A 12,933-nucleotide genomic window follows, 5' to 3' on the forward strand; every position below is an offset into this window, starting at 1 on the left:
CGAGGAGGCTTTGCGCCAAACCTGAGTTGTCAACCGAAGGAAAGGCAAGTTTCCATGCCTCATTACGAGCACGTGTTCCTGGCCCGCCAGGACGTTTCGGCCCAACAGGTCGAAGCCCTCGTCGAACAGTACAAAGGCCTCATCGAAGGCGCTGGTGGCACTGTCGGCAAGGTGGAAAACTGGGGTCTGCGCACTATCGCATACCGCATCAAGAAAAACCGCAAGGCACACTACACCCTGATGAACATCACAGCACCGCATGCAGCGGTTGCCGAGATGGAGCGTCAGATGGGCCTCAGCGAAGACGTTCTGCGCTTCATGACCTTCAAGGTCGACGAGCTGGACGAAGAGCCGTCTGCAATGATGCAGAAGCGTGACCGCGACGATCGCGGCGGCCGTGGCGGCCGTTTTGGCGACCGTGGTGGTGATCGCGGTGGCCGTGGTGGCGATCGTGGTGGCGACCGCGCTCCGCGCCGGGCCGAAGGGGAGTAAGAGATTATGGTAGACATTTCACAGACCCCAAGCCGCCGTCCGTTCTTCCGCCGCCGGAAGACCTGCCCGTTCTCCGGTGCCAACGCGCCGAAGATCGACTACAAGGACATCCGTCTGCTGCAGCGCTACATTTCCGAGCGCGGCAAGATCGTTCCAAGCCGCATCACCGCGGTCTCCGCGAAGAAGCAGCGTGAACTGGCCCGTGCGATCAAGCGCGCCCGCCTGCTCGGCCTGCTGCCGTTCGTTATCAGCTAAGCACCTCCTCAACGTCAGGAGATGCCTTCTGCCGGGTCCGCCCGGCAGAACCCGAATTGGGACCGCGGGCAAACGGTCTCTAACCGTCATCACACATGAAAGACGATGACGGGACAGTAGGAGAAAATCCATGCAAGTTATCCTTCTTGAGCGTATCGCCAAGCTCGGCCAGATGGGCGACACCGTTAAGGTGCGCGACGGCTACGCACGCAACTTCCTTCTGCCGCAAGGCAAGGCTCTGCGTGCCAACAAGGCCAACCTGGAGCGTTTCGAAAACGAGCGCGCCCAGCTGGAAGCCCGGAACCTTGAGCGCAAGTCCGAAGCTGAAGCGGTTGCCGGCAAAATGGACGGCGAAGCACTCGTCATGATCCGCTCCGCTGGCGAAACCGGTCAGCTTTATGGTTCAGTATCCACACGTGACATTGCTGAAGGTCTGACGACTGCAGGCTTCTCGGTCACCCGTGGCCAGGTCGAACTTCGCAGCCCGATCAAAACCATCGGCCTGCACTCTGTTCTCGTTCAGCTGCACCCGGAAGTCGAAGTTGGCATTTCCGTCAATGTTGCGCGTTCTGAAGACGAAGCTGCTCGTCAGGCAGCTGGTGAAGATCTGACAGCTCCGGAACAGGACGTCTTCGAATTTGAAGAAGACGAAGAAGAGGGCGAAGGCGAAGAAGCTGACGCAACTGAAGAAGCAGTTGCTGAAGAAGAAGCTTGATTGCTTCGCTCCAGCCTTTGAAGAACTTCTCGGAAACGGCGCTCATTCGGGCGCCGTTTTCTTTTGCCAGCTTGCTTTTTTGAAAGCCGCCTCGCGTGCCGGCTTCACATATCCAGCCAACGTATTGAAAGTGCTGGATTTTCCATTAACTAATCATTAACCAATTGAAAACATATTGAATATCAACGACTAACAGTCAACTCCTGAGTCCTCAAAGGCTGTTTGAGTCAAGTATGTTTTCAACCTTTCCCCGTTGATCTGTGGACGCCGGTGGGAATCTGCGTCAAGCTTTTTTGCAGCTTGAGCCCATACCGGTCTGAGGCTATTTCCGATGACAACACGGTCATCGGGGGCAGGCATGAAGGGTACTTTGCAGAAGGTCGAGACAGAGGAAGACGTCCAGCGTCTGGCACCGCATAACGCGGAAGCCGAGCGGCAGCTTCTTGGCGCGATCCTCGTCAACAACGAGACGTTCTACCGCGTGTCCGACTTTCTGGAGCCGCACCACTTCTTCGTGCCGCCACATCAGGATGTCTATGAAAAAATCGGCCACCTGATCCGCGCGGGCAAGACCGCCTCCCCGATCACCCTGAAGACGTTTTATCCGGCCGATGCAAAGATCGCTGACCTGTCTGCGACCCAATTTCTGCTGCGTCTTGCCGGCGATGCCGCGTCCATCATCAACGCGGAAGACTACGGGCGCACCATCTATGATCTCGCCATCCGCCGGAACCTCATCCGGATCGGCGAAGACATGGTCAATATCGCCTTTGACGCGCCGATCGATGTCCCGCCGGAGCAACAGATTGACGATGCCGAGCGGCGCTTGTTCGAACTGGCCGAAACGGGGCGCAGCGAAGGCGGGTTTGTCTCCTTTGGCGATGCGCTGACCGAAACCATCGAAATGGCCCACGCGGCCTACAATCGTGAAGGGGCCCTGTCCGGGATTTCCACCGGCTTGCGCGAACTCGACAGGCTGATGGGCGGTTTGCAGCATTCCGACTTGATCGTTCTCGCCGGGCGTCCCGCAATGGGCAAAACCTCGCTTGCGACCAACATTGCCTACAACATCGCGCAAAGCTATCAGGCCGAAGAACAGCAGGACGGAACCATCAAGACCGTCAACGGCGGCGTGGTTGGTTTCTTCTCGCTCGAAATGTCGGCCGAACAGCTCGCAACACGTATTATCTCTGAACAGGCTGAGATCTCGTCTTCGAAAATCCGCCGCGGCGACATTTCAGAGGCTGAGTTTGAAAAGCTGGCCGCTTGCGCGCAAACCATGCAGTCCGTTCCGCTTCATGTCGATCAGACCGGTGGTATTTCCATTGCCTCGCTGGTGGCTAAGGCCCGCCGCTTGAAGCGTCAGCGCGGTCTTGATCTGCTCATCGTTGACTATATCCAGCTCCTTTCCGGCTCGGCCAAGAACCAAGGCAACCGCGTTCAGGAAATCACGGAGATCACGACCGGGCTGAAAGCGCTCGCAAAGGAGCTCAATGTACCGATCATCGCGCTTTCCCAGCTGTCGCGTCAGGTGGAATCGCGCGATGACAAGCGTCCAATGATGTCCGACTTGCGTGAATCCGGGTCCATCGAGCAGGACGCTGACGTGATCATGTTCGTGTTCCGTGAGGAATATTACCTGTCCAAAACGGAACCGGATGAAGGCTCGCCAGAATATGAGATCTGGCGGGACAATATGGAGCGGCTGAAGGGCAAGGCGGAAGTCATTGTCGCCAAGCAACGTCACGGACCAACCGGAACCGCGAACCTTCACTTCGAAGGTCAGTACACCCGCTTCTCCGACTTGGCTGAGAACGACCACCTGCCCGAGCGCTACGAGTAGGATTGCACTTCCAGGCCGGGTTGGATCCTTGACCAAGCAAGGCCGGCTTGACCGTTTTGGCTATCGGACGGGCACACTCTGCCCAAACCAAACGCTTTGCAGGCAGCGGCGAACCTTCTAATGTCGGCGGGTTGATGCACTGCGAAATCCGATTCTGTCCGGAGACCTGTCAGCCTCGTGTCCGAAACGCCCATGAATGCCTACTCCTCCGCCCTTTATGGCGGCCGTCTGACCGTTGACCTGAACGCGATTGCCGCGAACTGGTCTCTTCTGAGATCCAGATTAGCGCCGGGCAGCGAGTGCGCGGCGACAATCAAGGCAAATGCATACGGAACGGGGCAAGCGGAAACGGCAAAACGGCTCTTTGAGGAAGGCTGTCGGACGTTCTTTGTGGCGGTTCCAACAGAAGCCATTGCGCTGCGCCAGACACTTCCAAGTGCCACCATCTATGCGCTCGACGGCTTGTTTCCGGACACGGCTGATCTGCTTCTTCAACACGATGTTCGGCCGGTCCTCGGGTCCCTGGACGAATTGAAAGAGTGGGCCGCACTGTGCAGGACTGCTGGCAAGAGTTTTCCAGCAGCGGTCCATGTCGACACCGGAATTCATCGGCTTGGCTTGTCTGGCGACGAATTTGGAACAGCGCTCGCCGATCCAGAACTTATGGGCCCCTTTAAACCAAGCCTCCTCATGTCGCATCTGGCTTGCGGCTCGGATCCGGACCATCCGATGAACAAGGAACAGCTTGACCGGTTCATCGCGCTCACCTCGCCGTTCAAGGGTGTTCCACGGTCCCTTGCCAATTCCGCTGGCGTCCTGATGGGACCGGAGTATCACTTCGATCTGGTCCGTCCCGGCATTTCTCTCTATGGCGGACGGGCCTTCGACCACGGCGACAACCCGGTGCAGCCGGTCGCCAAAGTGGAGGCCCGTATCATGATTGTGCGAAACGTTCCGAAAGGCGATGCGATCGGCTATGGCGCAACCCAAACTGCGAAACGGCCGTTGCGCAACGCGGTCGTCGCGGCCGGTTACGCGGACGGGCTGTTGCGGCGTGCCAGCTCTTCAGATGACCGTCCTGGTGGTTTTGGAATGATTGGCGGCCACAAGGCCCCAATTCTTGGACGGATCTCCATGGACATGATCACGCTCGACGTCACCGACATTCCAGAACACCTTGTTCAGCGCGGCGGGCTTGTGGAAATGCTTGGGCCAAATGTTGCGGCGGCTGACATGGCGGCCTATGCGGAGACCATCGACTACGAATATCTGACAAGCCTCGGACGGCGTTTTGAACGCATCTACGGCTCGTTGGGTTGATTGGAGTTTTATTGGATGGCCCGCCGGTCCACATCTTTCGTTTGCCAATCCTGCGGCGCGGTCACCGCGAAATGGGTCGGCCGCTGCGAATCCTGCGGTGAATGGAACACCATTGTCGAAGAGCAGACGGGTGGCGGCATTGGCGGCGGTCCGAGCCGGGCCTCGAAGTCCAAGGGTCGTGTTGTCCCACTTGTCGGCCTGACCGGGGACACCAAGGAAGCGCCGCGCATTCAGACCAAGGTTGCCGAGCTCGACCGGGTCACCGGCGGCGGCTTTGTCCGCGGGTCCGCACTGCTGGTCGGAGGCGATCCCGGGATCGGAAAGTCTACGCTTCTGATCCAGGCGGCAGCCCAGCTTGCAAGCCTCGGGCACAAGACCGTCTATATCTCCGGTGAGGAAGCGATTGGCCAAGTGCGGTTGCGCGCCGAGCGCCTGGGACTGGCGGAAGCGCCAGTCGCCCTGGCGGCGGAGACAAGCGTTGAAGACATCCTGGCGACCCTAGAGGCCGACACGGCCCCAGCGATGTTGATCCTGGATTCCGTTCAGACGCTTTGGACAGATCAGGCGGACTCGCCGCCTGGCACAGTTACGCAGGTGCGGGCGTCTGCTCAGGCCATGGTCCGCTATGCCAAGAAGAATGGCACCACTTTGGTGCTCGTCGGCCACGTCACCAAGGATGGCCAGATCGCCGGTCCCCGTGTCGTCGAGCACATGGTGGACGCGGTTCTCTATTTTGAGGGCGATGGTGCCCATCAATACCGGATCCTGCGCTCGGTCAAAAACCGGTTTGGTGCAACCGACGAGATCGGTGTTTTTGAAATGACCGGCAAGGGTCTTCAAGAAGTGCCCAACCCGTCAGCGCTGTTCCTGGGAGACCGCAATACCACGGCGCCCGGCGCAGCGGTCTTTGCAGGCCTTGAGGGCTCGCGGCCGCTCCTCATCGAAATCCAGGCCCTGGTGGCACAATCCTCCCTTGGAACGCCCCGGCGCGCTGTGATCGGCTGGGACACCGCGCGCCTGTCCATGATCCTTGCGGTTCTAGAGGCGCGCTGCGGCGTCCGGTTTTCGCAGCATGATGTCTATCTGAATGTCGCCGGCGGGCTTAAAATCAACGAGCCCGGTGCCGATCTTGCCGTTGCTGCAGCCCTTGTCTCTTCGCTCAGCGGGCTTGCCCTTCCGGCCAATTGCGTCTATTTCGGCGAGGTCAGTTTGTCGGGGGCCATCCGGCCCGTGGCGCAAGCTCAATCAAGACTGAAAGAGGCCGAAAAACTTGGCTTTGATCAGGCTTATTGTCCAGAGGGTAACCTCAAGGACGGCGCCGCGTCTCCCTTCAAGGCAACGGGATTGCCGGAACTTGGGGACTTCATCGCTAAACTGACAGCGGAGACTGGTGCACAAGGGGCAACCTGACGCATCATCAGATCCGCTAGAGAGTGTAATTTTCGCGCTTCGGCGCCAGACAGAGGACTTATCGGAAACATGCCGATTACGCTGCTGGACGGACTGCTTCTGGTCATCATGCTCATCTCGGCGGTTCTGGCGATGATCCGCGGGTTTGTCCGCGAAGTCCTGTCGATCGTTTCCTGGGTCGCTGCGGCCGTTGCCGCGTTCATGCTCTATGAGCGCGTCATGCCATACACCCAGCAGTACATCTCGCAAGATCTGGTCGCGATGGGTGTTTCCGCGGCTGCCGTCTTCCTGGTGACGCTGATCGTTGTCAGCTACATCACCATGCGGATTTCCGATTTCATTCTGGACAGCCGCATCGGTGCGCTTGATCGCACGCTCGGCTTTGTTTTCGGCGCCGTCCGCGGCCTTTTGCTGGTCGTTGTCGCAATGATGTTCTTCAACTGGTTCGTCCAGCCGGAACAACAGCCGCGCTGGGTGCAAAACGCTAAGTCGCTACCGATCCTATTGTCGGTGGGCGAACGATTGGTCGCGGTCTTGCCAGAAGATCCGGAAAAAGCGATTCTGGACAAGATCCGGGAAAATGAGCTAACAGGCGGACAACGCTCTAGCGCGCCTGCCGAAGAGCCCACTTACAGCGACTCTGAGCGTCAGGGCCTGGAACAGCTGACCACGGACAGCAACTGACGCCGAAAACCGGCGCCCGTTTAGACAAACGACACAATATCCGGACCGGCCAGCAGACCGGCCAGAATGTAAGGAGTGGTCGCCATGACTGGCGGAACCGATTTCCATGAGCCGTTCGACATCAATGACGACACATTGCGCGAAGAGTGCGGTGTGTTCGGCATTCTGGGCCATGAAGATGCCAGTGCGCTGACCGCGCTCGGCCTGCATGCCCTGCAGCATCGCGGCCAGGAAGCGGCCGGTATCGTGACCTTCGACAATGAGCAGTTCCGGGCGGAACGCCATTTGGGTCTTGTCGGGGACCACTTCTCCGACGCAGAGACGATCGGCCGCCTCACAGGCCGTGCCGCTATCGGCCATGTGCGCTACTCTACGACTGGCGAAACCATCCTGCGCAACGTGCAGCCGCTGTTTGCCGAGCTGGAAGGCGGCGGCATCGCAATCTGCCACAACGGCAATTTCACAAATGCGCTGACCTTGCGCCAACAACTGATCCGCGACGGCGCGATCTGCCAGTCCACGTCGGACTCAGAGGTTGTCCTACAGTTGGTCGCCCGGTCCCGCGAACAGAAAATCGTCGATCGGTTTGTTGAAGCGATCACCCAGATGGAAGGGGCTTATGCCCTTGTTGCGCTGACGTCGAAGAAGCTCATTGGCGCGCGGGATCCGCTTGGCATCCGTCCGCTGGTTCTGGGCGACCTGAATGGTGCTCCAATCCTCGCGTCTGAAACCTGCGCGCTCGACATCATCGGTGCGAAATTCATCCGGGACGTGGAAAACGGCGAAGTCATCGTCTGCACATCCACCGGCATCCAGTCCTTCTTCCCATTTGGCAAGCGCCCTGCGCGACCGGACATCTTCGAGTACGTCTACTTCTCGCGTCCAGACTCTATCGTTGGTGGCCGCAGCGTCTATGATGTGCGCCGGGACATGGGCCGGGAACTCGCGCGTGAATCCCACGTGGACGCTGATGTCATCGTACCGGTGCCGGACAGTGGTGTTCCAGCCGCAATTGGCTACAGCCAGGAAAGCGGCGTACCGTTTGAACTCGGGATCATCCGCAACCACTATGTGGGTCGGACCTTCATTGAACCGACCCAGCAGATCCGTGCGCTTGGCGTGAAGATGAAGCACTCCGCCAACCGCTCACAGATCGAAGGCAAGCGCGTCGTGCTTGTTGACGACAGCCTGGTGCGCGGCACCACGTCAGTGAAGATCGTTCAGATGATCCGGGATGCCGGTGCCAAGGAAGTACATTTCCGTCTCGCCAGCCCGCCGATCAAGCATTCGGATTACTACGGCATCGACACGCCGGTCCGTGAGAAGCTGCTGGCAGCGAAATACGGGCTTGAGGAGATGTGCAACTACATCGGCGCTGACAGCCTTGCCTTCCTCTCCGTGGATGGAATTTACCGGGCCGCAGGTTATGACGGCCGGGACAACGAAAACCCGCAATTTACAGACCATTGTTTTACCGGCGACTACCCGACGCCGCTGACGGATTTGTCCGAAGATCAGGACTTCATCAGTGCGCCGCGTCTTGTGGAAGTCGGCTAAGGAATTAGCGAGTAACATGACACAGGATTTTGAAGGCCGGGTCGCCCTGGTGACCGGTGCGTCGCGCGGTATTGGATATCAACTCGCCAAACAACTGGCAGCGCGCGGCGCGCATGTGATTGCGATCGCCCGCACCGTTGGTGGTCTCGAGGACCTCGATGACGAAATCCAGTCTGCAGGCGGCCAGGCAACACTTGTTCCTGTCGACCTCACGGACCATGATGCCCTGGATCGTCTTGGCGCCGCGATCTATGAGCGCTGGAAGAAACTCGATGTCTTCATCGGCAATGCCGGGATGCTGGGTATCCTGTCGCCGCTCGGCCATATCAGCCCGAAAGACTTCGAAAAGGTCATGTCGGTCAACGTAACCGCCAATTGGCGGTTGATCCGGTCTCTGGATCCTCTGCTACGCCAGTCGGACGACGGCCGCGCTCTGTTCCTGACTTCCGTGCAGGCCAGCACCTGCCCGGCTTTTTGGGGGCTGCAGTCCGTCTCAAAGGCCGGAGTTGAGGCAATGGCCCGTACCTGGGCGAATGAAAGCCTCAAAACCAACATGAAGATCAACCTGGCTGATCCCGGCCCCGTCCGGACCGGACTTCGGGCCAAGGCAATGCCGGGCGAGCCACCGGAAAACCTGCCGCATCCACGCGACATCGCGCCCGAGCTGGTCGAGCTCGTAAAAACCGATGTCTATGAGACCGGCAAACTCTACGACCGCGTCAGCCGCGAGTGGGTTTCATACTAACGCATGCGCTAGTGAAACCGGAGATCAAACAAGGACGCTGTCCGAAAACAGAGGTTTGATCTGTGCTTCGTCGAGTTGTTGATCAAGCAGTGTGAAATCTTTGATGGTTCCGTCAAACCGGTTGCCAATCCAGCCAATCTCACCGGCTTCGCTTCCCCACCCATTGCCGCCCAGTATCAAATACTCTTTGTTTCCAGCAAGGCTTGTTCGGAACTCTGCATCTGAGGCAACAACTGCGCCATTCAGGTACAAATACACCCCATCGTCGCCAAAAGTTGCCGCAAAATCATATTCTTGGCCCGCGACAATTGAGTTCTTGGCATACAGCCAGGTTTCATCCTCTGCAGTTTGAAACCGGACCTTTAACGTTCCGCTTTCGGTAACAAAGGCCGTCACATGGCCACCATCGCCATTTCCCTTGGCGTCTTTGGAAAACAGGGCGTCGTGCGAGGTTATGGCGTCTGCCTTGAAGGTGAAGGCGATTGTTCCTTCCGAAACCGCCATTTTTTCTTGGTGCTCAATGGCGAATTGATCATTGCGGACATTATCGAAGTTCATCGCCCCCGGCACCACCACGACAACACTTGCTCCTGGGGGAGGTGTCACGGAAATACCCCCGGGCAGGTTTGTTGGTGGTGTGTATGGTTCTCTGTCTTCGGCGATTTGGATGGGCTGGATCGCTTCACTGAGATCGGCAATGGACGTCACGATACCGTAAGCCGGTTTCGATGTGGTCGAGATGTCGGTCAGCTTGACCAGGTCCCCAAAGACCGTGATCGTACCCAGATCATCCTGATTGTGCGCGCCGCCGCCCCTGCCCTGATCGGAGTACAACCGGATCACCGAATGGTCCATCACACCGTCGGAATTGGCATCGCCATAGCTGATCGACCGGATCTTCGTGGTATGTCCCTCAATCAGGATCCGGTCGCCCTCTCCCCGGTTGAAGTCCGTGATCACATCATGGCCGATGATGTCGACCCAATGGTCATGCAGCTTGTCGTTTTCACCGGCCACACCGTGCCAGCGGATCGTGCCATCATTCTGTGTATGCTTTTCAATGTAACGCTGCTTGGCGTTGATTAGGGTCTGGAAGTAGAACGTGTCGGCCCCAAGCCCGCCCGTCAGGATGTCATCGGAGGGGATTGGCTGGTTCGGGTAAACCTTGCCGTTGATCAGTTCATTTTCCGGATCTCCCTCGTCGCGGCCCTCGATATAGGCAATCGCCCCCTCCCGGCCATCTGACTGCGAGATCAGAAGATCATCGCCCGCACCGCCGTTCAGGACATCTTCTCCATGACCGCCGTCGAGAACATCATTGCCCTCGCCGCCGTTCAAGTCGTCATTGCCATAACCGCCTTGCAGCACATCATTGCCGGCCGCGCCATCAATCGTGTCATTGCCAAGCCCGCCATCAATCGCGTCAGCCTCACCAGACCCCGTCAGTGCGTCCGCTCCATCTGTTCCGGTCTGCATGGCCGCACCGGTGGTCAGGGCACCATCATGGGAGATACCATAGGCCATCGCCAGCGCCTTGGCCTCATCAGAGCCGTGATGCAACTGCTGGAAAGCGGGGAGCAGGTCTTGCTGCACCATCGCTTTCAGGGCAGCGCTTTCAAACGAGGCATCCACCACACCGGCCAGCGCTGCGACATCCATCTGACCCAACTGGCTGTCAAACACCATCACATCGGAGATCGTGCCGTCGAACTGAGATGACGCCCGCTGACCGTCGTCCGACCGCCAGGCTCCTGAAGCACCAACGACAAACGCCCGGGTGTTTAACTCCAGCCCTTGCTGGAAATCGGGTTCCGACGCAGCCAATTGACCATTCAGATAAACATTGAGGCCATCCGCTCCAAAGGACACGGCCAGATGATAGGTCTGACCTGCGGCAATCGTTACGTCCTTGACCTTCAGATACTCGCTTTCCGTGTCCGACTGCTGGCGGACAATAAGAGCGCCCTTGCGCAGGTACACCGTCAGGTGGCCTCCGGCGTCGTATCCCTTGCCGTCCTTGGAAAACAACGTCCGGCTCGCCTCAACATCATCGGCATTGAAGGTCAAAGCCACCGTGCCATTGGAAAGAGACAACGCAGGCGTATGAGCCGCCTGAAGATAATCGCCCCTCTCACCAGAAAAACTCGTCGAACCCTCGAAGGCAAACACAGGTGTCAATCCAGAAGGAAGCGGCAAATCGCCAACCCCCGGCAGGTTTGTTGGTGGTGTGTATGGTTCTCTGTCTTCGGCGATTTGGATGGGCTGGATGGCTTCGCTGAGATCGGCAATGGACGTCACGATGCCGTAAGCCGGTTTTGATGTTGTCGAGATGTCGGTCAGCTTGACCAGATCCCCATAGACCGTGATCGTGCCCAGATCATCCTGATTGTGCGCGCCGCCGCCCCTGCCCTGATCGGAGTACAACCGGATCACGGAATGATCCATCACACCGTCGGAATTGGCATCGCCATAGCTGATCGACCGGATCTTCGTGGTATGTCCCTCAATCAGGATCCGGTCGCCCTCTCCCCGGTTGAAGTCCATGATCACGTCATGGCCGATGATGTCGACCCAATGGTCATGCAGCTTGTCGTTTTCACCGGCCACACCGTGCCAGCGGATCGTGCCATCATTCTGTGTATGCTTTTCAATGTAACGCTGCTTGGCGTTGATTAGGGTCTGGAAGTAGAACGTGTCGGCCCCAAGCCCGCCCGTCAGGATGTCATCGGCGGGGATTGGCTGGTTCGGGTAAACCTTGCCGTTGATCAGTTCATTTTCCGGATCTCCCTCGTCGCGGCCCTCGATATAGGCAATCGCCCCCTCCCGGCCATCTGACTGCGAGATCAAAAGATCATCGCCCGCCCCGCCATTGAGGACATCTTCTCCATGACCGCCGTCGAGAACGTCATTGCCCTCGCCGCCGTTCAGGTCGTCATTGCCATAACCGCCCTGCAGCACATCATTGCCGGCCGCGCCGTCAATCGTGTCATTGCCAAGCCCGCCATCAATCGCGTCAGCCTCGCCGGTCCCGGTCAGTGTGTCTGCTCCATCTGTCCCGGTCTGCACTGCCACACCGGTGGTCAGGGCACCGTCATGGGAGATGCCATAGGCCATCGCCAGCGCCTTGGCCTCATCAGAGCCGTGATGCAACTGCTGGAAAGCGGGGAGCAGGTCTTGCTGCACCATCGCTTTCAGGGCAGCGCTTTCAAACGAGGCATCCACCACACCGGCCAGCGCTGCGACATCCATCTGACCCAACTGGCTGTCAAACACCATCACATCGGAGATCGTGCCGTCGAACTGAGATGACGCCCGCTGACCGTCGTCCGACCGCCAGGCTCCTGAAGCACCAACGACAAACGCCCGGGTGTTTAACTCCAGCCCTTGCTGGAAATCGGGTTCCGACGCAGCCAATTGACCATTCAGATAAACATTGAGGCCATCCGCTCCAAAGGACACGGCCAGATGATAGGTCTGACCTGCGGCAATCGTTACGTCCTTGACCTTCAGATACTCGCTTTCCGTGTCCGACTGCTGGCGGACAATAAGAGCGCCCTTGCGCAGGTACACCGTCAGGTGACCTCCGGCATCGTACCCCTTGCCGTCCTTGGAAAACAACGTCCGGCTCGCCTCAACATCATCGGCATTGAAGGTCAAAGCCACCGTGCCATTAGAAAGGGACAACGCAGGGGTATGAGCCGCCTGAAGATAATCACCCTTCTCACCTGAAAAACTCGTCAAACCCTCTATCGAATAGATCGCTGAACGCGAAAGTGTATTGCCTGTCGACTGCATGGTTCTGCCCTCCCCGCAGTATTTCAACAAAACCAGCCCCAATGGCGCCACGGAATGGCGCTCGCCATTTGAGATTAAGTTTCCGAAGTTGCTTCAACGGGCTTAAGGTAACGATCC

At 58.3% G+C, this 12,933-nt stretch carries 11 protein-coding genes; 10 read left to right on the forward strand and 1 reads right to left on the reverse strand.

Features of this window, described 5'->3' with window-relative positions; translation table 11 throughout:
* Positions 1 to 54: 54 nt before the first annotated feature.
* The 10 genes from rpsF (at position 55) to ACQY4Z_RS02300 (ending at position 9,021) form a co-directional block, all read left to right on the forward strand.
* On the forward strand, positions 55 to 492 hold the full coding sequence (rpsF, locus tag ACQY4Z_RS02255) for a 30S ribosomal protein S6 (protein ID WP_422024247.1): 438 nt from the start codon (positions 55 to 57) through the stop codon (positions 490 to 492).
* 6 nt (positions 493 to 498) lie between these two features.
* Positions 499 to 747, forward strand: a complete 249-nt coding sequence (gene rpsR, locus ACQY4Z_RS02260; protein WP_133950346.1) for a 30S ribosomal protein S18 — start codon at positions 499 to 501, stop codon at positions 745 to 747.
* A 130-nt stretch (positions 748 to 877) separates the two neighbouring features.
* Complete coding sequence (rplI, locus tag ACQY4Z_RS02265; protein WP_428526301.1) at positions 878 to 1,462, forward strand: 50S ribosomal protein L9; 585 nt, start codon at positions 878 to 880, stop codon at positions 1,460 to 1,462.
* Positions 1,443 to 1,622 (forward strand): hypothetical protein, encoded by a 180-nt coding sequence (locus tag ACQY4Z_RS02270; RefSeq protein ID WP_428526303.1) that lies wholly within the window; start codon positions 1,443 to 1,445, stop codon positions 1,620 to 1,622. The genes rplI and ACQY4Z_RS02270 overlap by 20 nt, the downstream gene beginning before the upstream one ends.
* A gap of 198 nt (positions 1,623 to 1,820) precedes the next feature.
* The gene (locus ACQY4Z_RS02275) at positions 1,821 to 3,305 is read left to right on the forward strand and encodes a replicative DNA helicase (protein ID WP_428526305.1); all 1,485 of its coding nucleotides are present in this window, start codon (positions 1,821 to 1,823) and stop codon (positions 3,303 to 3,305) included.
* A gap of 177 nt (positions 3,306 to 3,482) precedes the next feature.
* Positions 3,483 to 4,625 carry an alanine racemase gene (alr, locus tag ACQY4Z_RS02280; protein WP_428526307.1) on the forward strand — a complete coding sequence of 381 codons (1,143 nt, stop codon included), beginning with the start codon at positions 3,483 to 3,485 and terminating at the stop codon, positions 4,623 to 4,625.
* Positions 4,626 to 4,640: 15 nt separating this feature from the next.
* The gene (radA, locus tag ACQY4Z_RS02285; RefSeq protein ID WP_209173612.1) at positions 4,641 to 6,035 is read left to right on the forward strand and encodes a DNA repair protein RadA; all 1,395 of its coding nucleotides are present in this window, start codon (positions 4,641 to 4,643) and stop codon (positions 6,033 to 6,035) included.
* Between the two features lie 69 nt (positions 6,036 to 6,104).
* Complete coding sequence (locus ACQY4Z_RS02290) at positions 6,105 to 6,719, forward strand: CvpA family protein (protein ID WP_133950356.1); 615 nt, start codon at positions 6,105 to 6,107, stop codon at positions 6,717 to 6,719.
* A gap of 84 nt (positions 6,720 to 6,803) precedes the next feature.
* Complete coding sequence (gene purF / locus ACQY4Z_RS02295; RefSeq protein WP_306146879.1) at positions 6,804 to 8,276, forward strand: amidophosphoribosyltransferase; 1,473 nt, start codon at positions 6,804 to 6,806, stop codon at positions 8,274 to 8,276.
* Between the two features lie 16 nt (positions 8,277 to 8,292).
* A complete protein-coding gene (locus ACQY4Z_RS02300) occupies positions 8,293 to 9,021 on the forward strand; it encodes an SDR family NAD(P)-dependent oxidoreductase (RefSeq protein WP_428526310.1) in 729 nt (242 codons plus the stop codon).
* A gap of 24 nt (positions 9,022 to 9,045) precedes the next feature.
* On the opposite strand, the gene ACQY4Z_RS02305 is transcribed toward ACQY4Z_RS02300, so the two are convergent.
* Complete coding sequence (locus ACQY4Z_RS02305; protein ID WP_428526312.1) at positions 9,046 to 12,816, reverse strand: LamG-like jellyroll fold domain-containing protein; 3,771 nt, start codon at positions 12,814 to 12,816, stop codon at positions 9,046 to 9,048.
* Between the last annotated feature and the right edge of the window lie 117 nt (positions 12,817 to 12,933).

The organism is Roseibium sp. (genome assembly GCF_965276855.1).
Classification (GTDB): domain Bacteria; phylum Pseudomonadota; class Alphaproteobacteria; order Rhizobiales; family Stappiaceae; genus Roseibium.